The organism is Streptomyces sp. Y1 (genome assembly GCF_041053115.1).
Classification (GTDB): Bacteria; Actinomycetota; Actinomycetes; order Streptomycetales; family Streptomycetaceae; genus Kitasatospora; species Kitasatospora rubellomurina.
In genome coordinates this window covers 6,825,518-6,848,729 of record NZ_CP163445.1, presented here as the reverse complement: position 1 = coordinate 6,848,729, position 23,212 = coordinate 6,825,518, and the positions used below count along the sequence as shown (strand labels likewise).

Sequence of the window (23,212 nt, the reverse complement as noted above, 5' to 3'; positions counted from 1 at the left end):
CTCTGACGGGAATCGTGCCGACTCCGGCGGGCGTGCGGGGGCGGCGTGCACGGGACGGCGTGCACGGGGCGGCCGCCGCCCCGGCGGCGGGCGGCCGGGGTGCCGTCACATCCGGGTGAGAGTCAGCCCGAAGCCTTCGCGGGGGCGCAGGGTGAGCATGGCCTTGGGGGCGGGGCCGGTGGCGTCCCGCTGGGAGATCTCGAAGGTGTCGAGGATGCTCGCGAGCAGCATGCTCATCTCCATCATGGCGAAGCCCTTGCCGATGCACATGTGGGCGCCGGCCCCGAAGGGCAGGAAGGTCCCCTTGCCGGGGGTGCCGCCCCGGAAGCGCTCCGGCAGGAACTCGTCGGGGCGCTCCCACACGTCCGGATCCCGGTGGATGGCGGCCACGTTGAGCATCACCATCGATCCCGCGGGGACCGTGGACGAGCCGATCCGCACGTCCTTCTGGACCTGGCGGGGGATGGTGGGGGACGGCGGGAAGAGCCGCATCCCCTCGTTGATGACGCCCTCCATCAGCGTGCTCCCCGGCCGTTCCCGGGAGTCGGCCGGGGTGCCCGCGCGGACCTCCTCGCGCAGGCTCTGCTGGACGTCCGGGTAGCAGGCGAGCAGGTACAGAATCCAGGTGAGCGCGCTGGCCGTGGTCTCGTACGCGGCGACGAAGGTGGTGAGCACCTCGTCCCTGACCTCGACGTCGGTCAGCGGCTCGGCGGCGTCGCCGACCCTGGCCTCCAGCAGCATGTCCAGCAGGTCGCCCTGCCGCTCGCCGGTGCGGCGGCGCTCCCGGATGATCCGGTGGACGAGGTCGTCCAGGCCCTGCATGGTGGCGGTGAAGGTCCGGTTGCGGCGGGTCGGCACGCCGACCGGCAGGGAGAGCGGCATCTGCAGGCGGCGCTCGACGAAGCCGAGCAGGAACGAGATCGTGCCCGGGGTCAGGACGGCGGCCACCGAGTCACCGGAGCGGCTGAACATGCACCGGGACACGATGTCGAGGGCGAAGGACAGCATGTCCTCGTGGACGCGCAGCTCCGTGCGCTCGCGGCCCTGCCAGCGCCCGGTGTGCTCGGCGATCACGTCGGCCATCGTCTGCCGCATGCCGGCCAGGCTGGGGCGGCCGTACATGGGGTGCAGGGCGCGCCTGCGCTGCAGCCACTGGTCGTGGTACGGGTTGCTGATCAGCCCGTCCCCGAGCACCAGCCGCAGCGGGTTCTCGCCGTCCGGCTTGCCGAAGGTGTGGATGTCGGACAGGACGGTGTCGGCCGCGGCGCTGCGGTTGACGAAGACCATGCGCTTGGGGCCGACCGAGAAGTACGAGAGCTCGCTGCCGTCCCGGGCGGCGTACTGGATGGCGTTCAGCAGGTTCGAGCGCAGCCGCGGCAGGTCGCCGAGCACGGGCAGGCGCCTCGGCGGCACGGTGGGCGCGGCGAGCACGCCGCTGTCGTGCCGCACCTGCCTCACGGGTAGCGCGCTCGCGACCGTCCCTGCCATCTCGGGCCCCCCTGGTGAATCGATGCGTCAATGCCGGTGGCCGGGGGGCGCGTGCGGTCGGCGTGGGTGACGGCGACCGGGCACCTCCCGGCGGAGCGCCGGACACGGAGTCCGTACGGAGTTCGCCGGTCGGCCGGGACGCCGCCCGCGGGAGCGGCCGCACCTTGATCCAGTCGGCGTGTACAAGTCGTACTCTCGCGCGGCCCGGCGGAGCAAGCGGATGGCAGGAAGGTGACGGGTGGGGCGGGCGTTTCCGTCCACCTCATGCCTGAGATTTCCTCACCGCGCGCTTGACCAGGCCGACTTGGGGCGCGAGGGGCGGTGCGTCCTCGGCGCCCGGACGGATCCGGCCGTGGGCCGGGGCCGGCTCAGCCGGTGTGCGCCCACCACCTGCGCAGGACCTCCTCGGCGGGCTTGCCGTGCGGGGTGTAGGCGAGGTGCTTCGCCGTCTCGCCGCTGTCGGGCCAGTCGTCCCACATCCACCAGCAGACGCCGGCCCACCACGCCTTGCCGTCGAAGGAGGCGAGCAAGGCCTCGTAGGCGGCGGCCTGTTCGGCGCTGCCGTCGCTCTTGGAGACGGTCCAGGAGTACGGCGCGGTGGTGGTGCCGCGCTGGCTGACGTAGCCGGCCTCGGTGAACAGGACCTTCCGCTGCTGGCGTTCGGAGAAGGCGGCGAGCTCGTCGGCGATGGGTTTCCAGGCCTCGCGCAGCTGTGCGCCGTCGGTGGTGGCCCGGTCGGCGAGCGGCCAGTAGGCGTCGATGCCGATGACGTCGAGGTCCTTCCAGAACGGGACGTTCCGGTACTCGTCGTAGTTGGCGGCGTACGTCAGCCGGCCCCGGTAGCGGCCCCGGACGGCGGCGATGACGCCGCTCCAGCGCGCGCCGTCCTGGGAGGTGCCGGCGAGTTCGGTGCCGACCGAGAGCTGCTCGACGCCGGTGTCGGCGGCGAGGTCGGCGTAGTGGGTGATGAAGCGCCGGTAGGCCGCGAACCAGGCGTCCGGGTCCGCGGGCCTGATCCCGGCCCGGTCGCCGCCCTTCACCAGGTCCACGTGCGGCTTCACCATGATCGCGAGGCCCGCGTCGTGGGCGCGCCGGATGATGCTGCGCAGGCTCTCGTCGGAGGCGGTCTCCTCGGTGGTGCGCAGCTCGGAGTCGGTGACCCGGTCCTGGTACCAGGTCGGGGTGAGGGTCACCCACCGGGCGCCGGTGGCGGCGATCTGCTGCAGGTACGTCGCGGCCTGCGGGCTGTCGTAGTCGTGGGTGGCCCAGGAGGGGAGCGTCATGCCCCGGAACGCGCCGGTGTCCCCGTCCGCGGGCCGGGTGCTGGGGCCGCTGGCCGAGGGGGCGGGCTGCGGGGTGTCCTCTTCGTCGCCGCCGGACGAGGAGCATCCGGCGCCGACGAAGAGGACGACCAGCGCCGACCAGGCGGCGGCCATCCTCTTCATCGGGTTCACGTGTGACGACTCCTCATCCGGGGAGTTCAGTTGGCGAGGTCCATCGGGCCGACGAAGGTGTAGCCGAGGGCCCTGATGCCGTCGATGGTCTGCTGGAGCGGGGCCACGTCGTAGTACGGGTGGTAGAAGAAGCTCGCCACGCCGTCCCGGACCGCCAGGTTGGCCTTCGCCGAGGCGATCAGGTCGGCCGGGAGGCGCGCCGGGTGGTTGTTGATGGGCACCGGCTCGTAGTTGCCGATGTTCTCCGGGAGCACGGTCGTACCGTAGACGTCCTTCACGGAGTACGGGAAGAACTGGCCGATGTAGCGGGCGGCGTTCACCGGTCCGCCGCCGAGCGTTCCGGCGAAGTACAGCGGGCGCTCCAGGCGCGCCGTGAAGTTCTGCCCGAAGACCCGGTAGTCGGCGGCGGAGGCCGCGTAGTGCGGGGTCGTCCAGAGCGCGGGCCTGGGCAGGCCGGCCAACGCGAACTGGGCGAGGCCGGCGCTCACCCGGGCCTGCGCCCAGGCCGCGGAGTCCTCGGCCGGCGGGGCGTCGTACACCACGTTGTTGGCGGCGTCGATGTGGGCGCGGAAGAACTCGAAGTCGTCGCCGGTGACGCCGGTGTAGGGGTTGGCGACGTTGCCGTACTGGTGGGTGTAGCCGTGGTTCATCAGGACGGCGCCGTGCTGGAGCATGTACTGGAGCGCGGCGACGACGTCCGGGGCCTGGGCCAGGGTGACGGTCTGCGGGATCCCGTTGTCGTAGACGCCCTTGGGGTCGGTGTAGACGGGGATGACGTTGATCCCGTACGGGATGTGCTGCGAGGCCAGGTAGTCGGCCATGGCCCGCAGCTGCGCCGGGTCCGCGTCGGGGCTGATGTCCTCCAGCCGCACGAACGCCCGGTGGCGCGCGGGGGTCGCCGGGGCGAGGGCGTCGAACAGCAGGTCCTCGAACACGATCACCCGGTCCTGCTCGGACACGTAGGCGAAGGGGATCTCGCCCACGTAGGTGAGGTTCGCCGAGCGGAACGCCCACGGGCTGGTGGCCCCGGTGGTGCCGTCGACGGCCTGCGCGAGCTGGGTGACCTGCGGGTAGCCGGCGCCGGACAGGGCGGGGTGCAGCACGCCGCCGTCCTGGCCCGCCGGGAACTTCCGGGTCAGCGTCTGGCCCTGGTAGACGACCTGGTTGATGTTGCCGACGCCGCCGTTGGTGGAGAAGTAGGAGTTGGTCGGGTCCCAGCCGTACTTCGTCTTGAAGTTCTCGATGCCGACGGCGTTCGCCATGTTCCAGATGTTGTCGCCGATCCAGTCGACCGGCTTCGCCGTGGCCATCACGTCCTGGTAGAAGGACGCGGGCACGGCGTCGGGTATGGCGCCGCCGTAGTAGGTCGAGCCGACGTAGACGGTGGCGGAGTACTGCTCCACCAGGCCCGGGGTGTACGCGGACACCGGCTTGGCGGTGACGGTGCCGAAGTGGCCGGCCAGGTTGGCGACGGCCATCGCGTAGAGCTCGCCGAGGTAGCCGTAGGGGCCGGTGGTGTCGTAGAGGACGAGGGCCGAGGTGCCGGCGGTGCCGGCGGTGGCGTTCGGGACGGCCGTGGCGGCCGTGGCGTTCGGGGCGGCCGCGGCCTTCGGCGCGGCGGCCGGGGTGACGGCGAGCCGGTGCCCCCGGCGCTCGCGGTCGTTCTGCCGCTGCTCGGCGCTCCACGCCGTCAGGTCCTCGGACGCTCCGTCGAATCCGCTCTGGAATCCGCTGGTCCCGGGCGAGGACACCGCCGGTCCCGGGCTGGCCTCCGCCCCCGTGGAAAGGCCGACGCCGCCCAGGAGGGCCGCGATCACGGTCAAGCTGAGCGAGACATGAGAAACCGGAGCTCTCCCTCGCACATTCTTCATTACTGCCCCCCTGATTTGGCGTTTTTACCGGCCCTTCACCGAAGGCGCCCCGCTAATCGGGGAGAACGCCGCGACGAAGCCTGATAATTCGGTGATTCTTGCTCCGGGCCCGGGGAGTGTCAACAGGGCTCCGGACGCCGAAGCCGCATTTGACAAGGACCCGACGATCTCGGAATTCATCCTTCCGATTCTTCATCTCCGACAATAAACCGTAAAGGCCCCTTCCCGTCTGATAACCTCCCTGCGCATGCCCCGGGACGACGGGCGTGCCGAAATCCGGGGGGATCTCTCTCATGTACGGAAAACCAGCTCTGGGGATAGGTCTGCCCTTGGCCGGCCTCACCGCGGCCCCAGAAGTCCTGCCCGGCATACCTTTTGCCAAGGGCCTGCAGGAAGTGGCCGGTGCCGGATTCCTGCTCTACTGCACGACAGCCGCCGTTCTCCTTCTGGCCAAATTCTGGTTCGTTCTCCGAAACCATGGTGAACAAAAGTGATCACGGAGGTTCTGCTCTGGTCCAGCATCGCCATCATCGTGATGGCGGGCTGCTACAACTCCGCCCTCTTCCTGCTCTCCCGACGCCCGGTCCGCCACGACCACGGCCACGACACCGAACGCCTCTACGTCTTCCTCCTCGCCTGCCTGAACGAGGAGAAGGTCCTCGCCGAGAGCCTGGCCCGGATCACCTCGCTGCCGACCGGCAACTTCCTGGCCCTGGTCATCGACGACGCCTCCGAGGACCGCACCGCCGACATCGCCCGCGCCGCCGACCCCGCCCGGGTCAAGCTCCTCCAGCGGCACCTGCCCGACGCCCGCAAGGGCAAGGGCGCCGCCCTCAACGCCGGCATCCGCCACCTGCGGGAGTCCGGCATCCTCGAAGGACGCGACCCCGGCGACGTCGTCGTCTGCGTGGTCGACGCCGACGGCCGCCTCGACCCGCACGTCGTCCAGGCCGTCGACCCGTACTTCGACGACCCGCGCACCGGCGCCACCCAGGTCGGCGTGCGGATGTACAACCGCCACCAGGGCCTGCTCGCCCGGCTCCAGGACATGGAGTTCGTCATCTACGGCGACATCTTCCAGTCCGCCCGGCGCCACTTCGGCAGCGTCGGCATGGGCGGCAACGGCCAGTTCATGCGGCTCTCCGCCCTGGACGGCCTCATGGACGACCACGGCAACGGGCCGTGGAGCGACTCCCTGACCGAGGACCTCGACCTCGGGGTGCGCCTCATCGCCCGCGGCTGGACCAACCACCACTGCACCACCGCCGCCGTCTCCCAGCAGGCCGTCCTGGACGTGCGCCGGCTGGTGCGCCAGCGGTCCCGCTGGTTCCAGGGCCACCTGCAGTCGGCCAAGCTGGTCCCGCTCATCCTGCGCGAAGTCCCCGTCAAACCCGCCGTCGACCTGCTCTACCACCTGTCGAGTCCCGTCCTGATCCTGCTCACCTCGCTGCTGCCGCTCTCCTTCCTGGTCGCCGCGGGCGCCGTCGTGCTCGGCTCCGTCCGGGCCGGCCACCCGCTGATGACACCGATGTGGTTCATCGGCCCGTACGTCCTGTCCTTCAGCGCGGCGTACGCCTACGGCTGGGTGTACTCCCGCCGCGAGCGCGGACTCGGTCTCGTCCGCGCGATCCTGCTGTCCCACGTCTTCGTGCTCTACGGCTACATCTGGTTCGCCGCCGGATGGTGGGGCCTGTGGCGCATGCTCACCGGCAAGCAGACCTGGCTCAAGACCGCGCGCACCTGACGCGCACCCGACCCTCCCCCCTGCCACCACGGGCAGGCACCCTCCCTGGGAGACCCATGTCCCCGAACGCCAGCACCACACCCGTCCGCGCCATGCTCGTCCTGGGCACCCGGCCGGAAGCGATCAAGCTCGCGCCGGTCGCCCGCGCCATGGCCGCCTCCCCGCACTTCACCCCCCTCGTCGTCAGCACCGGCCAGCACCGCGAGATGCTCCAGCAGATGCTCGAACTCCTCCACGTGGAGGCCAAGTTCGAGCTCGACGTGATGCGCGAACGGCAGGACCTCGCCAAGCTGACGGCCCGGCTCGTCGACGGACTCGGCGAGGTCGTGCACGCCGAACGCCCCGACCTCGTCGTCGTCCAGGGCGACACCACCTCCGCCCTGACCGGCGCCCTCGCCGCCTTCTACGAGCACATCCCCGTCGCCCACGTCGAGGCCGGGCTGCGCACCGGCGTGGCCGACAACCCCTTCCCCGAGGAGCTCAACCGCCGCCTCATCGGCCGCATCGCCCGCTGGCACTTCGCCCCCACCCCCCGCGCCGCCGGCCACCTCACCGCCGAGGGCGTGCCCGAGGCCGAGGTGTTCGTCACCGGCAACACCGTCATCGACAACCTGCTGTGGGTGCTCCGCGAGGGCACCGGCCGCAACCACTTCCGCACCGGCCTGCGGCGCGTCCTGGTCACCCTGCACCGCCGGGAGAACCAGGGCGACACCATGCGCGCCATGGGCAAGGCGCTGCGCCGGCTCGCCGACCGCGGCGACGTCGAGATCGTCCTGCCGCTGCACAAGAGCCCCGCCGTCCGCGAGGCCCTGTTCCCCGAACTCTCCGACCACCCCGACATCCGGATCGTCGAACCGCTCGACTACCTCGACTTCTCCGCCACCCTGGCCGGCTGCGACCTCGTCCTCACCGACTCCGGCGGCGTCCAGGAGGAGGCCCCCACCCTCGGCAAGCCCGCCCTCGTCCTGCGCACCACCACCGAACGGCCCGAGGCCGTCGAGGCCGGCGCGGCCGGACTGGTCGGCACCGACCCGCAGGTCATCCTGGACGCCGCCGAGCGGCTGCTCGACGACCAGGACGCCTACCTGCGGATGGCCAAGGCCGGCAACCCCTTCGGCGACGGACACGCCACCGAACGGATCCTGGCCCAACTCGCCGAGGACTTCGGGGTGGACGCGGCTGCGGCGCCCACGCCGAACCCCCTGGTCGCCCCCTGACCCGGTCTCCGACCCGCTCCCGCGGCGGCATACTCGACGGCATGACGCGAGTTCACCGGCTCCTCCCCCTCGCACTGCTCACCGCCGTCGCGGTGACGGGGCTCGCCCTCACGGTGGGCCCCGTCTGGGGCGGCGGAGGCGGCGAACCCGCCCGGCCGTGGACCGACGGCTCGGTCCACGGCCCCTGGCGGTCCGTCTTCGACGGCCACGGCACCAACACCGGCCTCGACAACGGCCTCTCCCTCTCCCCCGCACCCGCCCGCACCCCGGCAGAGACCCACGCCGGACTGATCGTCTCCACCCGCCAGTACCAGGACCTCACCCTCCGGGCCACCCTGCGCACCGTCGCCCAGCTGCGCACCCCCACCCCCAACCCCTGGGAAGTCGCCTGGCTCGTCTGGGCCTACACCGACCCGGACCACTTCTACTACGTCATCCTCAAGCCCAACGGCTGGGAACTGGGCAAACGCGACCCCGCCTACCCCGGCGGCCAACGCTTCCTCGCCACCGGCGACCAGCCCTTCCCCGTCGACCACCCCGCCGACGTCCGGGTCACCCAACACGGCCCCCACCTCGAAGCCACCGTCGACGGCCACCCCCTGGTCGCCTTCGACGACCACGAACGCCCCTACCCCACCGGCAGCATCGGCGCCTACACCGAGGACGCCCACGTGGAGTTCACCGACGTCTCGGCGGAACCGGCCGGGTAGGGGGCGGCGTCCACCCGTGCTGAGCAGGCGCTACGCTCTGGGCCGCGCCGTTCCGGTCGGGGCGGCGGAGACGAGTCATCACGGGGGAAGTACTGTGCGCTACCTGGTCCGCGACCGGATGTTCGCCTTCCACGAGGAGGCCTGGATCGAGACCGAGCACCGGGAGAAGCTGTACCGCGTGAACCGGAAGTTCTTCCGGCTGCGGCGCACCTTCGCCCTGGTGGACACGAGCGGCGAGCGCGTCGCGACCATCGTCCGCAAGGCGTTCACGATCCACCACACGCTGCTGATCAAGCAGGACGGGCAGCCGACCGCCAAGATCAGCAAGAAGATGTTCAAGCTCTTCGGGGACCGCTTCAAGGTGCGGCTCGGGGACGGCCGCCGGCTGCAGGTGAACGGGAACCTCTGGGACCGGGAGTTCGACATCCGGCACGAGGGGACGACGCTGGCGCACGTGTCCCGGCGCTGGTTCACCATCCGCGACGCGTACGCCGTGGACGTGCTCAGCGAGCAGGACGCGCTGATCCTGATCGTCCTCGCGGTCTGCGTCGACCACACCATCCAGGACGCCAAGGGCGACCAGCTCACCAATCTGTGAGACGGGGTCGAGCCGGGGGCGAGCGGGGTGCGGACCGGGTGAGACCCGGGTGAGGACCGGTCCAGGGTTTGGCATAGCCACGGCAAAGACTTCCCGCCGCGGCCTCCGCGCATCTGGACGGATCCGCCGCCGAGCTGATGTGGTGTCGGGGCTCAGCAACCGCACGTACGCCCCTCCCACACCCTCACACTCGGGAGCAGACGCATGCGCAAGCCGTTCAAGGCCGCCGCCCACACGCTGGCCGCGCTGGCCCTGGCCGCCCTCGGCTCCACCTCGCTGGCCTCCGGTGCCGCGGCGCAACCCGCCGCGGCGCCGGGCCACTTCGGGGTGAAGCCGCTCCACTCCGGCGCCGCGCCGCAGGTCGCCGCCGGCTCCACCACCAACACGCTCAAGGTCGGCTCCAGCGCCACCCAGGGCGTGGTGTCCCCCACCCCGAAGGTGTACCTGGTCTTCTGGGGCTCGCAGTGGTCCTCCGACCCGGCCGGCGTGGCACCGGACCTGCAGAACATGTTCAAGGGCCTGTACGGCAGCCAGGACACCTGGGGCACCATCATGTCCCAGTACTGCGAGGGCGTCGCCAAGGGCACCAGCACCTGCGGCACCCAGGGCACCCACGTCCAGCACCCGGCGTCCTCCCCGCTGGCCGGCGTGTGGTTCGACAACGCCGCCGCCGCGCCGAGCAGCGCGACCGCCGCCCAGATCGGCGCCGAGGCCGGCAAGGCCGCCGCCCACTTCGGCAACACCACCCAGGCGCCCAACCTCAACGCCCAGTACGTCGTGGTCTCCGCCACCCACACGCACCCGGACGGCTTCCCCAACACCGGCTTCTGTGCCTGGCACGACAAGACCAGCAGCTCCTACGGCACCCTGGCCTACACCAACCTGCCGTACATCCCGGACAACGGCGCCGGCTCGTGCACCACGTTCACGGACGGCCGGCTGCTCTCCGGCATCGAGTCCACCGAGACGCACGAGTACGCCGAGACCGTCACCGACTTCTGGCCCAGCATCGGCTGGAACGGCGGCGGCGGCGAGATCGGCGACGAGTGCGAGAACCTCGACGCCTACGTCACGCTGAGCACCGGCACCTTCGACCTCCAGGGCCTGTGGTCGAACAGCGCCAACAAGTGCGTGACGCACGGCTAGGACTCGGTCCCGGCCAGCCGGGATCGTCGTCTCGCGGCGGGACGGTGGGCAGAGTGCGCTGCTCAGCCGCCCGCCGCGAGGCGGTCGGGCCGGCGCGGGCCGGGCGGGGCGGGCGGACGGACGGCGTCGCAGTGCGCCCGCAGCAGCAGCGACAGCTCCCGGCCGGGCTCGACGCCGAGCTCCCGGTGGGTCAGGCCGCGGTAGGCGTCGTAGCTGCGCAGCGCCTCGACCAGATTGCCCTCGGCCAAGTGCGCCTCTATCAGGGCGCGTTGAGCGCTCTCCCGGAGCGGTTCGACGCCGACCGCGACCATCGCCGACTCCACCGCCTCGGCACAGCGGCCCGCCCGGACGAGGTGGCGGCTGAGCGCCTCCAGGCCGTGCAGCAGCCGCTGGCGGATCCGCTCGCGCTCGATCAGCACCCAGTCGTCGTACCAGCCGGGCAGCAGGTCCAGCACGTCGGCGCGCCAGCGGAAGGTGCCGAGGTCGGCGGCGGTGGCGGTGCCGGCTATCAGGCGTCCGGCCCACTCGCACAGCACGTACAGGTCGACGACGGTGTGCTCGCGCACGGAGAGCGAGCACTTGTCCGAGTCGAGCACGTCGATGCCGGCCGCCTTGAGCCGCCACAGCGCCGAGCGGAGGTTCCCGGCCGCCCGGAGGTCGTCGCCCAGCGGCCAGAGGGTGCCGGCGGCGTGGCGGCGTTCCACCCACCCGCCGTTGAGGACGACGAAGGCCAGCAGCCGCTTGCTGCCTTCGGGCACCTCCAGCCGGCGGCCCGCGTGCACCACCCGGGGAGTGCCGAAGAGGTGCAGGGTCGGCGCGTCGGCCTGACCGGGGATCGGGATCGGCGTTTCCAGGAACGGTGCGTGCATGGCGGTCCTCCAGTCGAAGCCCGGCCCTGCGAGGCTATGCGCACCTCGTCACAGGACCGTCACCGTCAGCGACCGGATGGTGCCTACCCGTCCCTTCTCCCGGTAACCCTGGTCAGATCTGACCGCTCCGACCGCTCGTGACGCGGCAGCCCCGCAGGAAGTCCGCGACCAGGGCCAGCACCGTGCCAGCGTCGGCGGCCCGGGTGCGCGACTCGGCGGACGGGCGGCGCAGGTCGGTGCTCGACGTGACGGTGATCAGGAACCGGCCCGGCGCCTGCGGCTCGACCCGCACCACGCACAGGGCGGCGTACGGGAGTTCGTCCTCGTCGACGGGTCTCACCGGCCGTCACCCGGCTCGGCGGTGGGCGGCGCAGTGGCTTCCGGCTCGGCGGCGGTCGGCGCAGCGGCTTCCGGCGGCGCGGCGACGCCGGGCGACCAGCAGGACACCTGACGGCTGCGGACGAACGCGACCCACCCGCCCGTCCACCCGCCGTCCACCGCGGAGGCCGTCACCGGCCCCACCGGCACCAGGACCTCCACCTCGGCGGCGGAGTCGAGGACGATCCGGTCCCGGTGCTGCGCCTGCTGGACGGCCTCCGCGATGTCGGCCCGGGAGGCCTCGCAGAAGCGCAGGTCCAGCCGGTCGCCGAGGACCCGCCGCACCTCCTGCTCCAGTCGCTGCCGGTCGCTCTGGACCGGCAGGTAGCCGGCCGGCGGCAGGTCGCCGAAGCCGCGTTCGGTGAGCGGCGGCACCGCCGGGAGCGCGGCGTCCCGCCGTGCGCCGTCCTCCCTGGCGGCGCGCTCCAGGGCCTCCTTCATCGACAGCGCCAGCCGCGACCGGGCGCCCTGGGCCATCCCGACGATCCGCCGGATCTCCTCCGCCAGCGCCGTGTCCGCGGCCCGCTCGGCGGCCGCCGCGCCGCCGGCCCGAGGGTCCCGCCACTGCGCCAACTGGTCCTGGAACTGCAGGATCTGCGCCGCGTACGCGTTCCACGGCCGCATCCCGAGCCGGCCCTGCCACCAGCGCTCGGGCGGCGGCGCGCCGACCTCGCGGCGGGCCGTCCAGGTGTCGACGATCCACTGGGAGACGTCCGGCCCGACCGGGATCAGCAGGGCGAGGCGCACCGGCGGCCTCGGGTACTCGACCGGCGGCTCCCAGTCGGCCGGAAGGACGGCCGGGGTGGCCAGCCAGGGCGTGTCGTCGGCCTGCTCGGCGGCGAACAGCCGGGAGGCCAGCCAGTTGCGGCGGTTCACGCCGAACTGCTCCTCCAGCCCGGTCGCCCGGTCCGCCGTCAGCGAGATCCGCACGCCCTCGGCGGTGAACTGCTTGCTGGTGGTGGCGCCCGCGCACGGGTCCTCGCAGAGCAGCCCCTGGACGGCGGTGTCGCCGTAGTCCCAGTCCAGGCGCGACACCTCCACCCACCAGAAGGCGTCGGCGCCGGCCCGCAGGTCCTTCAGCGGCAGCGTCACCTCGTGCCGGGAGCGCAGCGGTCGGCCGGCCGCGTCGATCGCCAGGCCGCCGGTGACCTTCAACGCGCCCTGCTCGACGGCGACCCGGTAGCCCTCGACCACGCCGGGGCCGCCGCAGCGGCCGATCGCCGAGGCGAACTCCCGGGCGTAGTCCTGGATCCGGTTCAGGTGCTCGGCGCGCAGGAACAGCCCGTCGAAGGCGTGCAGGCGGTCGATGTCGCCGCCGGCGGTGTCCGGCGTGCCGGCGGAGTTCTCGTCGGGCGTCCCGGACGATGCGGCGGCGGTGGCGGCGGTGGTCATGACGCGGCCCTCCCGGTGTCGGCGGTGTCGGCGGTGTCCTGGTTGCCGTGCTGGTTGTCGTGCTGGTTCTCGTGCTCGTGCTCGTCCGGGCAGTCGTGCTGGTGCAGGTGCATGGTGAGCACGGCGTCGTGGCCGTCGTGCCGCCCGGCCGCCGGGCCGTCCGTGAGGCCGGCGAACGGCACCCACGGGTCGGTCCCGTAGCAGGGCTCGGGGCCGGTGCCCCGGATCAGCACGCGGACCAGCCGGTGCGCGGGCGGGAGTTCGAGGTCGACGACGGCCCGGGTGCCGCCGTCCGTCAGCCGCACCCCGGCCACCGTGCTCCGCGCCCAGCCCGCGCCGTGCTCGGGCCGTTCGCAGAGCGAGGTGATCGTCAGGGCCTGCTCCAGCGAGCGGCGGTCCACCGGCCGGTCGAAGCAGAGGCTCAGGCAGGTGTCGCCGCGGCTCCAGCGCAGCGAGCCCGGCGCCAGCCGGGGCCCGCCGGCGTCCTCGCTCAGCGTCTCGCCGAGCAGCGCGGGGGCGAGGCCGCACAGCAGCTCCTGGAGGGCGCCGGTGGGCAGCAGGGCGGTGCGGGCCCGCTGGTCGACGTCGACGTTCGCGACCCGTACGCAGCCGGGCGCGGTGACGACGTCGAAGGCCAGCTTCGCGAGCACCACCGGCGCGTGGTCCTCCGTCACCGGGAACAGCTGCGGGCAGGCGTCGCCCTCCTCCCGCTCGGGCGCGTCCTGGACGGCGTCGCCCGCGGCCAGCCGGCGGAACTCCGCCAGCAGCTGCTCCGCCCGGCGCCCGGGGGCGGCGGCCCGCACCCGGGCGGCGGCCTCCGCCGCCTCCCGCCCGGCCGCGTCGTCCGGGCCGGTGACGCCCTCCAGTCCGAACAGCACCCGCAGCCGGTGGTACGGGCGGCGGCGCGGCGGCTCGTCCCCGAGGACCACCACCCGGACGGTCTCGGCGACCCGCGAGTAGTCGTCGTGGCGGCGGGTGATGTCGCACGGGTCGGCCAGCGCCGGGACGGGCCTGGCCGGGCAGGACGCGAACTCGGCCGCCAGCCAGGCCGTCACCCGCCGGGTCGTGCCGCCGGGGCAGGGGTCGGGGGCGGGCTGGCCGGTGCACGGGTCCGGGGCGGACGGCCCGGGCGGGCCCGGTGGGCCGCTCGGCGCCGGGTGGTCCTGGGCCCAGCGGGTGGCCCACGCGGTCAGCGAGGCGCACGCCTCCGCCTCCAGGGCGAGTTCGCGACCCCAGCCGTCCACCGCGAGGCCGGGCGCGGCGCGCAGCCGGTCGCCGTCCGCGTCCAGGTGCACGCCGTACCCCCAGAGCACGCCCGGGCCGTGCAGCCAGGCCGCGTGCAGCATCTGCTTGCCGCGCGGGTTGCCCATCAGCACCCGGAAGTCGTCCTCGCCGAGCAGCATGCCGAAGGCCACCCGCAGGGCGTCGAAGGGGGTGACCGGCAGGTCGTCCTGGCCGCAGGGGCCGCCCCCCGTCCTGGTCGCAGCGCCACCGGTGGTGCCGCCGCAGCCGCACGGTGCACTGCTGTCGAGCGCCGTCATGATGACTCCTCCCTGTTGGGCCCGGCGCCGGCCGCGCCGAGCGCGCGCAGTGCCCGCTCGTCGGCGGCCCCGGCGGGCGGGGCGGCCGGATCGGCCGGGAACGGGCGGTCCGCCTTGGCGTACTCCCGGCGCATCGCCTCGACCAGCTCCGGCCGGCCGACCCGCCCGCCGCTCTCCGCCGCGCGGAAGGCGGCGGCGATCGCGGCGTTGCGGATCCAGCCGCCGGGGACGGGGTAGCGGTGGGCGAGCGCGGCGAGGTCGACGCCGGGCGCCCGGACGGGCTCGGGCAGGTGCAGCTGCCAGAGCCGGAGGCGGTCCGCCTCGCCGGGCAGGTCGAAGCCGACCACGAAGTCCATCCGGCGCAGGAACGCGGCGTCGATGTTCTGCCGCAGGTTGGTGGCCAGCACCGCCAGGCCGTCGAAGCGGTCCAGCCGCTGGAGGAGGTACGCCGTCTCCAGGTTGGCGAAGCGGTCGTTGGCCTCGGAGATCTCCGTCCTCGTCCCGAACAGCGCGTCCGCCTCGTCGAGGAACAGCACCGCCTGCATCCGCTCGGCCGCGTCGAAGGCGGCGGACAGGTTCTTCTCCGTCTCCCCGATCCACTTCGACACCACCTGCGAGAGGTCGACGACCAGCAGGTCCGTCCCGGCGGCCGTCGCCAGCACCTCGGCCGCCAGCGACTTGCCGGTGCCGGGCGCGCCGCTGAGCAGCAGCCGGACCCCGCGGTCGGCGCGGGCCGCCTCGCGCAGCCGCCAGTCGTCCAGCACCACCGCCTGGTACGCCAACCGGGATACGGCGTCCCGGAGTTGACGCTCCGGCTCGGCGGCCAGCACCAGCCGGTCCCAGGCCGCGCGCGGGCCGACCAGGTCCACGCCGGGCGGCAGGACGGCGCCGGCCCTGGTCCGGATCGCGGCCGACACGTCCGTGCCCGCCCCGCCCGGCGCCAGCGCGTCGCAGCTGTGCACGTCCATCGCGACCTGCGCCGTCAGCGCCGGGTCCAGCGGGTGGCGGGCCGACAACTGCGCCGCCTGCTCGGCGACTTGGGGAAGCGCCGCGCGCCAGGCCGCCCGCCGGTCGGCCGTGCCGATCGGCCCGACCGGCACGGCCAGCACCGGCCGCTCCGGGCCGGGCCGGACCACACCCGGCCCGGCGCAGACCAGGATCGGGCCGGCCACCCGGCGCAGGTCCAGCCGGGCCGGGCCCGCGCCCTCCTCCGGCCGGGGCACCACCAGGACGGGCACCCCGCCGCGGGCGGCGGCGTGCAGGTTGAGCAGGCCGAGGGCGGCGGGATAGTCGGGGCGGGTCCGCCCGGCGACCGGCCGCAGCCCGGCGGCGCGGGCCAGGGCGGCGCAGCGACTCAGCCCGATGGTGGCGTCCTGCGCGGTCACGACCACGGTGCGCGGCGCCGTCGAGCGCAGCGCGGCCACGGCCAGCCGGGCGGCCGGGCGGCCGAGCCAGCCGTCCAGCCCGGCGACCGGCGGCCCGACCTCGATCTCGGCCAGCGCCTCCGGCCAGGCCGCCCAGCCGTGCAGGGCCTCCCACAGGCGGTCGGCCAGGCACAAGCTGCGGTCGTGGAACGTCCCCTCGCCGGCGACCGCGAGGGCGCCGCTGCGGGCGGCCGCGCCCTCGTGGAGCAGGCGGCGCAGCGCGGCGCGGTCGGCGCCCGGCCGGTGCGGCTGGTCCTGGTGCTGGTGCGGGTGCTGGTGTTGGTCGAACAGGAGGGCGGCGAGGCCGACGCTCGGGTGCGAGTCGCCGCGCGGGTGCATGGTCCGGAAGGTCCTGGCCAGGCCCTCGTGCTCCTCCGGCAGGCCGGCGAGCAGCAGCAGGTCGACCTCCACCTCGGTGAGGGCGAGCCGGTCCGCCAGGCGCCGCAGCGGTTCGGCCTCGGCGGGCAGCGGCGGTCGGTGGCCGCGCGCGGAGTCGGCCCAGGCGCGGAGGAAGCCGACCGAGTCGGCGGCGGACTCGGTGTCGCAGGTGGCTTCGAGCAGCCCGGCCAGGCGGAGGGCGATCCCGGCCGCCCGGGCGGTGAGCGCCCGGCTGACCGCCTCGGGCGCGTACGGTGTTCCGAACGTCTCAGACATAGACGTACCTCACGACCGCGCCGAGCCAGGGCACCCAGCCCGGATCCAGATCCAGACCGGCCCGGCGGACCGTCAGATCGGTGTCGGCGACGGACAGCCGCACCTCGATCCACCCGGGCTCCGCGCACACCTCGCCGCTGCGGCGGGCGACCGCCCGGACGGCGGTGGCGTCTTCCAGCTCGCGGTCGCCGAGCCGGGCGCAGGTGGCCGAGGCCCAGGCGGTGGCGAGGGCGCGTACGGCGGTCCGTTCCGGTTCGGTGGGCGGCGGGGCGGCGAGCAGGACGGCGGCGCGGGCGGGGCCGAGGCCCGCCAGGGCGAGCAGCGCCGCGTCGTCCGGCGCCGCCTCCGGCAGCAGCTCACGCCCGAGGCGGTGCAGCACCCAGCGCAGCGGGCGGGCCGTCAGGGCGGGGTGGTCCAGGGCGCGCTGCGGGAGGCCGGCGTCGGGCGCGGCCGCGAGAAGGAAGAGCAGCCCGGCCCAGGCGGTGCACGCGCCGCCGGGGGTGTCCGGGGCGGCGACGGACGGCTGCGGGGGGCGGTGCGGGGTGGCAGGGACGGGGGCGGGGGCGGGGTCGGACGGGCTGGGCGTGGCGGGCGGCTCCTCGTCCGGTGCGGGCGGGTGCGCCCTGGCTGCCTCCACGGTGGGCGAGGAATCCGGCATCGGCTCCGGCACGGCTGCGACGGGTGCGGGGACGGCGGGTGCCGTGGGCGCCGGTGGCGCTGCGGGCCGATCCCGTCCCGGCGACGTCGCCTGCCCGAGCACCACCCCCAGCTCCTGGGCGAGCGCCCTCGGCAGATCGGGGTGCGGGCGACGGTGCAGCGATCCGGGATCGGCCTCGGCGGCCGCCAGCACCGCCCAGGCGGCCAGGGTCGCGGGCCCGGGGCGCAACCGGGCCGACCGTGCGAGCCCCGCCAGCACCGAGCCCGCCAGCAGGGTCCGGGCGAGCGCCCGGGCGGGGGCGGGAACCGGGCCGTCGTGGTCCGGACCGGCGGGCGCGGGCCCGCACCAGGACGCCACCGCCGCCAACCCGGCCACCGCCTGCCACCCCTGTTCGCCGAACAGCCGGTCCAGGGCGGTCAGTCCGCAGACGGGCGCGGCCCGCAGCAGCGCCGCCGCCGCGTGCTGCGGGGCCCGGCCGAGCGCGGCGAGCACGGCCGCCCGGGGCTCGACACCGGGAGCCGGGTCGCCGGGCCGCAGCGCCCCCGCCTGCTGCCACGCCCAGTGCCGGACGGTCCGGCCCGCGGCCGCCCCGGCCACCAGGTCGGCGAGCAGGTCGACGTCGTGCCGGTAGTGGACGACGTCGCCGCCGCCCTCCCGGACCGCCCGCTCGATCGCGGCGGCCACCGCCACCGACCACACCCGCCCGCCGTCCGGCCCGGGCCGGTCGAGGTCGAGCGGCAGGCTCAGCCGCAGCCTCCGGACGCACCAACGGCCCTCCGGCAGCCGCACCTCGCGCAACGCGAGAGCCAACCCGCCGTCCACAACGCACCGGAGAGGCGCCGTCAGCCCGTCCCCGCCCGGCCGGGCCGAGCCGTCGTCGTGCAGCGTGGCGGAGAACCGCCCGATCGTCACCGCAGGAACGCTCATCCCGCCTTCACCGCCCTCACCGCCGAGAACCGCCGGACCACCCACCCGGCCCCCGTACACCCGGACCGGCCGACCGCCACGGCTCGGCGCGGGCTCACGCCGCAGAAGGATTCAGCCGGCGCGGAATCCACCAAGGACCGGGCGGGGAAGGGACGTTCGGCATCCGCTCGCACCACACCGCGCGGGCTCACGCCGCAGAAGGTGTCAGCCGACGATGTATCCGCCAAGACCTTGGCGGTAAAAGGAAGTTCGCCACCGACCACCACCACCGGAGCGCCCAGCCGCACACCCTCCATCACCATGGCTCGGGCCCGGCTCACGCCGCAGAAGGATCCAGCCAGCGAGGCATCCGCCAACACACGGGCGGCCGAGAGCAGTTCGCCACCGCCCACCGTCAGAGCGCCCAACCGGACACGCCCCACCACCACGGCTAGGGCCCGGCTCACGCCGCAGAAGGATTCAACCAGCGAGATATCCGCCAACGCATGGGCGGCATAGGGAAATTCGCCACTGGCCACCACCACCGGAGCACCCAGCCAGACACGCCCCACCACCATGGCTCGGACCGGGCTCACGCCGCAGAAGGGTTCAGCCGGATCAGCATCCGCCAACACATCGGCGGCAAAGGGGTGTTCGCCACCGGCCACCACCACCGGAGCACCTAGCCAGACACGCCCCACCGCCATGGCTCGGGCCGGGCTCACGCCGCAGGAGGGTTCAGCCGGATCAGCATCCGCCACAACGTGGCCGAGCAGTCCGGCATCCGCCAAAGCATCGACAACACGAGGCAGTTCGCCGTTCACCCGACCCTCACCGCCCCCACCGCCGCCGTCTCCCCCACCTTCGCCGCGGCCGAGGGCACGCCGACCACGCCGTCCTCCCCCACCCGGACGTGGCCGACCACCGCCGGGCCCCAGGCCGCGCCCGGGCCGACCACCGATGTGAGGTCCAGGTGCAGGGCGCGGCCGATCCGCATGCCGGCGCCGAGGGGGCAGATCTCCGCCAGCGTGTGCGCGGGCTTGTGGGTCTCGACGATGCTGCGCACCACGTCGAGCGGCTCTCCGGTCAGGGGTGCGGCGATCAGGACGGTGAACCGGTGGGCCGTCGCCGTGTAGCCGTCCTCGCCGGGCCGCAGGCCGCCGACGGCGAACCGGCCGAGGGTGGCGGTCGCGCGGGCGGCGCCGCCGACTGCGGGTGCGGGGGGCCCGCCCGGCTCCGTGCCGAGGACGGCGCCGCCGAGGCCGCGCAGGCGCCAGTTCTCGACGACGGCGACGGGGACGGGCAGGTACAGCCGGAGGATCCGTTCCAGGCAGGTGAGGGTGCCCCGGATGCGGAACAGGTCGTACGCCTGGGCGACGAGCGCGCGGCGGGCGGCGATCGGCCAGCGGCGGTCCAGGGCGAGGCCGAGCAGGCCGGCGAGCCAGCCGAGGGCTTCCTGCGGGGTGGCGGTGGGGTCGAGCAGGACGGTGCGCAGGGCGGCGCGCCCGTCGAGTTCGTGCAGCAGTCCTTCGGCCGGGGCGAGGTAGCGGTGCAGGAAGTCGGCGTCGTCCTCGTCGCGGCTGAAGGAGCGCGGGAGCTCACCGAGCAGCCGGTGGCCGGGGCGTTCGACCCGCAGGGTGCGGATCCGCGGGGTGAGCCGGGCGGTGCCGGCCAGGTCGAGGACGATCCACAGGTAGCGGCCGGGCGGGGCGCTGACCGGGGCCTCGTACGTCTCGAAGGCGTCGTCGGGGGCGATCTGCGCCCAGGGCCATTCGCGGCCGGTGGGGCGCCGGTAGAGCCCGCCGGGCGGGGCGAGGCGGCCGAGTTGGAGTTCGGACGGCAGCGGCGGGGTCCGGTCGCCGTGCCGGACGGCGCGCATCCCCCGGGCCGGGGGCGTCCAGGGCAGCGGGTCGGGGACGGTGTCCTCGTCGCTGGTGAGGAACCCGACCCGCAGGTCCGTGCCCGGGGGGAGGCAGGCGTCGAGGAAGAGCCGGCCCCAGCGGGTGCGGTAGGCGCCGGCGTCGAGCCGGTAGGTGACGAGCCGTCCGCTCGGCACGTACCGGGCCGCTGGGCCGGCGGTCCAGGCGAGGCCCTGGTCGGTGGTGTAGGCGGTGCGCCCGTCCGGCGCGGTCTCGACGGCGCCGCCGTCGTAGCGGGGTGCCCGGACGGGTTCGATCTCGACCCAGCGCTCGCCGTCCGGCCGGAAGCGGCGGAACGGCTGCCCGGGGCGGCCGGCGACGGTGAGCAGGCCGTCCGGGCCGAGGGCGAGGTCGCTCGCCTCGCCGACCTCGACCGGGTGGCTGCCGTCCGGCCGGGCGATCACGGCCCGCCCGCCGCAGGGCGCCGTCCACAGCAGGTGGACCTGCCCGGCGCACACCGCGACCCGGGCGGGGGTCAGGCCGGCGGCGAGCAGCGGTCCGCCGAGTTCGGGTCCGGGTGCGGGCCCGCGCCGCCCGCGCAGCAGGGCCAGGCCGGGCGGGTCGGCGAGCAGGACGACGGCGCCGTCGCAGCGCGCGGCCACGTCCAGCGGCCGGCGGGCGCGGTGGGCGGCGGTGCGCACGGGCACCCGGCGCAACAGGCGTTCGGCCCACAGGTCGACGACCTGGACTGCGCCGCCGCAGCTTTCGGCGGTGTAGAGGCGCTGGGCGCTGTCCACGGCGAGGCCGCGCGGGGTGCGCAGGGTGCCGGGGTGCGGGTCGGTGGGGGCGGAGGGCGCCCCGGGGTCGAGCACGTCGACCCGCCCGAGGTCGGGGTACGAGCGGTAGGCGCGCCCCCAGCGGTCGAAGGCCAGCCCGGCGGGCTCTCCCCACGGCCCGCCGGTGGACGGCGGCGCCTCCCACGCGAGGCCGACCCCGCCGCCGTCGAGCAGCGCGGTGCCGTCGTGGGCGCAGCGGACCCACTGGTCGTGGTCGGTGAGGAGGCTGGTCTCGCGGTCGCCGTCCATCAGCAGACCTCCGGGGGCAGCGGGACGAGGACGGGGTCGCCGCCGGGCAGGGGGGTGGGGCCGTAGCCGGTGCCGGGCGGCAGGGGCGGTCCGGTGACGACGGTGATCTCGGCGAGCCGGGGCACCTGCCAGGCCTTCAGCTCGACGAGCGGGGCGGGTGTCCAGGCGGCGGTGGGGTCGGGGCGGGCGGCGAGGCCGAGTTCGCCGTCGAGGTATTCGACGCCGTCGACCTGGACGGCGACGGCTTCGAGTTCGGCGCGCCGGACGGCCCGTCCGAGCGGCCAGCCGGCGCCGTCCGGCCCGTAGGGGGGCACGGGGGCGAGGTACTGGCGGACGATCAGTTCGGCCCAGCGGCGGACGGCGTCGACCTGGTAGCCGTCCCGGACGTGGAGGCCGATCGAGACGGCGATGTCCAGGTAGGTCGGGGGGATGACGTAGAGCTCGGTGGTGAGCAGCCGGCGCGGGTCGAGGTAGGCGGCGACGCGGCGCAGCAGGGCGAGGTCGGGCAGCGGGGCGCTGAGGTCGCGCTGGTCCTCGGTGGGGAAGACCAGGACGCTGACGACGCCGGCGGCGGTGCGGCTGAGGGTGTCGGGGTGGAACAGCGGCAGGGTCTCGGCCCGCCGGACGCCGGGGACTTCGAGGGCGAGGGCGCGGAAGTCGTCGGCGGTGACGGCCCGGTCGCGGCGGTGGAGTTCGCCGGGGAGGGCGTCCAGGGCGTCGGCGAGGGTGGCGGGGTCGGCGCCGCCGGCGGCGGGCAGGACGTTGCGGGCCTTGACGCCGGCGACGCCGGTGAGGCTGCCGATCGCGCCGGCGGGGACGTTCCCGGCGGCGCCGCCGCCGTAGCGGTAGCCGAGGGCCCGGATCCGTTCGCCGATCTGCGGGACCTTGCCGCGGGTGCCGAAGCGGACGAGCCCGGCGGCGGGGTCGAGGGTGTAGTGCCGGTCGAGCGGGCCGCTGGCGGCGAAGCTCTCGACCTCCGTCCAGGGCTGCCAGCCGTCCGCCTCCTCGACCTCCAGCCGCACGGTGCCGGGGACGACGGGGTGCTGGGTCAGGCGGTAGGTCTGGCCGGCGTCGGCGGTGCCGGTGCCGAGCAGTTCGGGGGCGGCGGTGCGGGCCTGGACGACGCCGACCGCGTTGGCGCCGACCCAGCGGATGCGGTGGATGGCGTCGTTCTCGGTGGCGGGGCGGCGCACCCGCAGCCAGCCGATGACCCGGGCGGCGGTCTTCTCGTCGTCCAGCGGGGGCGGGCTGTGCAGGTCGCCGGTGGTGGCGGGGGCCGGGGCGTGGGTGGGGAAAGCGGCGGGCAACTGCAGGGTGACGACGCCGGTGGCGGTGAGGCCGCGGGTGGTGTCGGCGAGGACGGCGAGGTTGGTGAACGCGGCGTCGGCGCTGCCGGCCCGGTCGGGGCCGTTCCAGAGTTCCCAGAGGAAGGCGGGCGGGTCGGCGGTGAGGTCGGCGGCGCGCAGCCGGGAGCGGTCCGGGTCGCGGGCCTCCAGGTCGAAGGGCCTGGGGAGTTCGGTGTCGGGGACGACGCCGAGGAAGATCGCGTGGTCGCGCAGCCGGGCCGGGTCGGTGCCGTTCCTGCCGAGCAGGGCGATCCACAGGCACTGGTCGAGGGTGGTGGCGACGTCGAGCGGCGACTGGTCGACGGCCAGCGGGTCGGCGGGGACGGCGGTGGTGGTGTAGAAGCCGTGGGCGGCCCCGGCGCGCACGTGGTCCTGCTGGCGGAGCGGCAGCGCGGCGACGGCGTCCTGCCGCCGCCGGGCCTCGGTGCTGCCGGCCTCGGCGTCCGGCGCGGCGGTCTTGCCGACCGCGTACGTCTCCAGCGGCCAGGCCACCACCTCGCCCTCGGTCTCGAAGGGGACGGCGCCGGCGCGGGCCTCGGTGCCGGCCAGGACCTGCACGCCCTCGGCCCGGTCGGTGTCCAGCACCAGGAGCGTGCGGGCGAGTTGGGCGGGCCTCGGCTGGACGTCGAGCAGGCGTAGGAAGGCGGCCCGGGTCGCGTCGGGGATCTGGTTGAAGCGGAAGAGCAGCGATTCGCCGAGGTAGGCGAACAGTTCCAGCAGCGCCACGCCGGGGTCGGTGGCGTTGTGGTCGGTCCACTCGGGGTTGTAGACCGGGATGCGCTTGATCAGCTCGTCGCGGAGCTGAGCAAAGGATCGGTCGTCGAGGATCGGGCCGATCAGGGCCACGGCCGGGTCACCCCCTGTGGTCGTCG

General features: G+C 74.6%; 18 protein-coding genes. 6 read left to right on the top strand and 12 right to left on the bottom strand.

Annotation, left to right across the window (positions count from 1 at the left end; genetic code table 11):
- Positions 1-105: 105 nt before the first annotated feature.
- From AB2U05_RS29915 to AB2U05_RS29905, 3 genes are all read right to left on the bottom strand, one after another.
- Positions 106-1,449 (bottom strand): cytochrome P450, encoded by a 1,344-nt coding sequence (locus AB2U05_RS29915; RefSeq protein WP_052706571.1) that lies wholly within the window; start codon positions 1,447-1,449, stop codon positions 106-108.
- Between the two features lie 407 nt (positions 1,450-1,856).
- On the bottom strand, positions 1,857-2,933 hold the full coding sequence (locus AB2U05_RS29910; RefSeq protein WP_369186014.1) for a glycoside hydrolase TIM-barrel-like domain-containing protein: 1,077 nt from the start codon (positions 2,931-2,933) through the stop codon (positions 1,857-1,859).
- Between the two features lie 35 nt (positions 2,934-2,968).
- Positions 2,969-4,693, bottom strand: coding sequence for a DUF2334 domain-containing protein (locus tag AB2U05_RS29905; RefSeq protein ID WP_369184793.1), 1,725 nt, complete (start codon positions 4,691-4,693; stop codon positions 2,969-2,971).
- A 449-nt stretch (positions 4,694-5,142) separates the two neighbouring features.
- Between AB2U05_RS29905 and AB2U05_RS29900 the strand changes: the two genes are divergently transcribed.
- The 6 genes from AB2U05_RS29900 to AB2U05_RS29875 all read left to right on the top strand — a co-directional run bounded on the left by AB2U05_RS29900 (position 5,143) and on the right by AB2U05_RS29875 (position 10,228).
- The gene (locus AB2U05_RS29900; protein ID WP_157882218.1) at positions 5,143-5,307 is read left to right on the top strand and encodes a hypothetical protein; all 165 of its coding nucleotides are present in this window, start codon (positions 5,143-5,145) and stop codon (positions 5,305-5,307) included.
- Positions 5,304-6,557 carry a glycosyltransferase family 2 protein gene (locus AB2U05_RS29895; RefSeq protein WP_369184792.1) on the top strand — a complete coding sequence of 418 codons (1,254 nt, stop codon included), beginning with the start codon at positions 5,304-5,306 and terminating at the stop codon, positions 6,555-6,557. The genes AB2U05_RS29900 and AB2U05_RS29895 overlap by 4 nt, the downstream gene beginning before the upstream one ends.
- A gap of 56 nt (positions 6,558-6,613) precedes the next feature.
- A complete protein-coding gene (gene wecB, locus AB2U05_RS29890) occupies positions 6,614-7,774 on the top strand; it encodes a non-hydrolyzing UDP-N-acetylglucosamine 2-epimerase (protein WP_369184791.1) in 1,161 nt (386 codons plus the stop codon).
- A gap of 41 nt (positions 7,775-7,815) precedes the next feature.
- Positions 7,816-8,484, top strand: coding sequence for a calcium-binding protein (locus AB2U05_RS29885; RefSeq protein WP_045701037.1), 669 nt, complete (start codon positions 7,816-7,818; stop codon positions 8,482-8,484).
- 94 nt (positions 8,485-8,578) lie between these two features.
- Complete coding sequence (locus AB2U05_RS29880; RefSeq protein WP_045701039.1) at positions 8,579-9,082, top strand: LURP-one-related/scramblase family protein; 504 nt, start codon at positions 8,579-8,581, stop codon at positions 9,080-9,082.
- A gap of 204 nt (positions 9,083-9,286) precedes the next feature.
- A complete protein-coding gene (locus tag AB2U05_RS29875; protein WP_369184790.1) occupies positions 9,287-10,228 on the top strand; it encodes a hypothetical protein in 942 nt (313 codons plus the stop codon).
- A gap of 62 nt (positions 10,229-10,290) precedes the next feature.
- Here the strand turns inward: AB2U05_RS29875 and AB2U05_RS29870 are convergent, their stop codons facing one another.
- The 9 genes from AB2U05_RS29870 to AB2U05_RS29830 all read right to left on the bottom strand — a co-directional run bounded on the left by AB2U05_RS29870 (position 10,291) and on the right by AB2U05_RS29830 (position 23,186).
- The gene (locus tag AB2U05_RS29870; protein ID WP_369184789.1) at positions 10,291-11,097 is read right to left on the bottom strand and encodes a BTAD domain-containing putative transcriptional regulator; all 807 of its coding nucleotides are present in this window, start codon (positions 11,095-11,097) and stop codon (positions 10,291-10,293) included.
- Positions 11,098-11,209: 112 nt separating this feature from the next.
- Positions 11,210-11,437: a hypothetical protein gene (locus tag AB2U05_RS29865; protein ID WP_045710147.1), complete on the bottom strand. Its 228-nt coding sequence runs from the start codon at positions 11,435-11,437 to the stop codon at positions 11,210-11,212.
- A complete protein-coding gene (locus AB2U05_RS29860; protein ID WP_369184788.1) occupies positions 11,434-12,867 on the bottom strand; it encodes a hypothetical protein in 1,434 nt (477 codons plus the stop codon). The genes AB2U05_RS29865 and AB2U05_RS29860 overlap by 4 nt, the downstream gene beginning before the upstream one ends.
- Positions 12,864-14,408 carry a hypothetical protein gene (locus AB2U05_RS29855; protein ID WP_045701049.1) on the bottom strand — a complete coding sequence of 515 codons (1,545 nt, stop codon included), beginning with the start codon at positions 14,406-14,408 and terminating at the stop codon, positions 12,864-12,866. The genes AB2U05_RS29860 and AB2U05_RS29855 overlap by 4 nt, the downstream gene beginning before the upstream one ends.
- Positions 14,405-16,486 (bottom strand): ATP-binding protein, encoded by a 2,082-nt coding sequence (locus AB2U05_RS29850; RefSeq protein WP_369184787.1) that lies wholly within the window; start codon positions 16,484-16,486, stop codon positions 14,405-14,407. Before AB2U05_RS29850 ends, AB2U05_RS29855 begins: the two co-directional genes overlap by 4 nt.
- Complete coding sequence (locus AB2U05_RS29845; protein WP_369184786.1) at positions 16,479-18,071, bottom strand: hypothetical protein; 1,593 nt, start codon at positions 18,069-18,071, stop codon at positions 16,479-16,481. The genes AB2U05_RS29850 and AB2U05_RS29845 overlap by 8 nt, the downstream gene beginning before the upstream one ends.
- Entirely contained in the window at positions 18,068-18,874 is an 807-nt protein-coding gene (locus AB2U05_RS29840) for a hypothetical protein (protein WP_369184785.1), read from the bottom strand. The genes AB2U05_RS29845 and AB2U05_RS29840 overlap by 4 nt, the downstream gene beginning before the upstream one ends.
- Positions 18,871-20,994 carry a phage tail protein gene (locus tag AB2U05_RS29835; protein ID WP_369184784.1) on the bottom strand — a complete coding sequence of 708 codons (2,124 nt, stop codon included), beginning with the start codon at positions 20,992-20,994 and terminating at the stop codon, positions 18,871-18,873. Before AB2U05_RS29835 ends, AB2U05_RS29840 begins: the two co-directional genes overlap by 4 nt.
- A complete protein-coding gene (locus AB2U05_RS29830; protein ID WP_369184783.1) occupies positions 20,994-23,186 on the bottom strand; it encodes a putative baseplate assembly protein in 2,193 nt (730 codons plus the stop codon). The genes AB2U05_RS29835 and AB2U05_RS29830 overlap by 1 nt, the downstream gene beginning before the upstream one ends.
- Positions 23,187-23,212 lie beyond the last annotated feature (26 nt).

Excerpts from the sequence above, each read along its gene's own strand:
- AB2U05_RS29910 (WP_369186014.1), bottom strand. The coding sequence starts at position 2,933 with ATGAAGAGGATGGCCGCCGCCTGGTCGGCGCTGGTCGTCCTCTTCGTC.
- wecB (WP_369184791.1), top strand. The coding sequence starts at position 6,614 with ATGTCCCCGAACGCCAGCACCACACCCGTCCGCGCCATGCTCGTCCTG.
- AB2U05_RS29885 (WP_045701037.1), top strand. The coding sequence starts at position 7,816 with ATGACGCGAGTTCACCGGCTCCTCCCCCTCGCACTGCTCACCGCCGTC.
- AB2U05_RS29875 (WP_369184790.1), top strand. The coding sequence starts at position 9,287 with ATGCGCAAGCCGTTCAAGGCCGCCGCCCACACGCTGGCCGCGCTGGCC.
- AB2U05_RS29870 (WP_369184789.1), bottom strand. The coding sequence starts at position 11,097 with ATGCACGCACCGTTCCTGGAAACGCCGATCCCGATCCCCGGTCAGGCC.
- AB2U05_RS29860 (WP_369184788.1), bottom strand. The coding sequence starts at position 12,867 with ATGACCACCGCCGCCACCGCCGCCGCATCGTCCGGGACGCCCGACGAG.
- AB2U05_RS29855 (WP_045701049.1), bottom strand. The coding sequence starts at position 14,408 with ATGACGGCGCTCGACAGCAGTGCACCGTGCGGCTGCGGCGGCACCACC.
- AB2U05_RS29850 (WP_369184787.1), bottom strand. The coding sequence starts at position 16,486 with ATGTCTGAGACGTTCGGAACACCGTACGCGCCCGAGGCGGTCAGCCGG.
- AB2U05_RS29845 (WP_369184786.1), bottom strand. The coding sequence starts at position 18,071 with ATGAGCGTTCCTGCGGTGACGATCGGGCGGTTCTCCGCCACGCTGCAC.
- AB2U05_RS29835 (WP_369184784.1), bottom strand. The coding sequence starts at position 20,994 with ATGGACGGCGACCGCGAGACCAGCCTCCTCACCGACCACGACCAGTGG.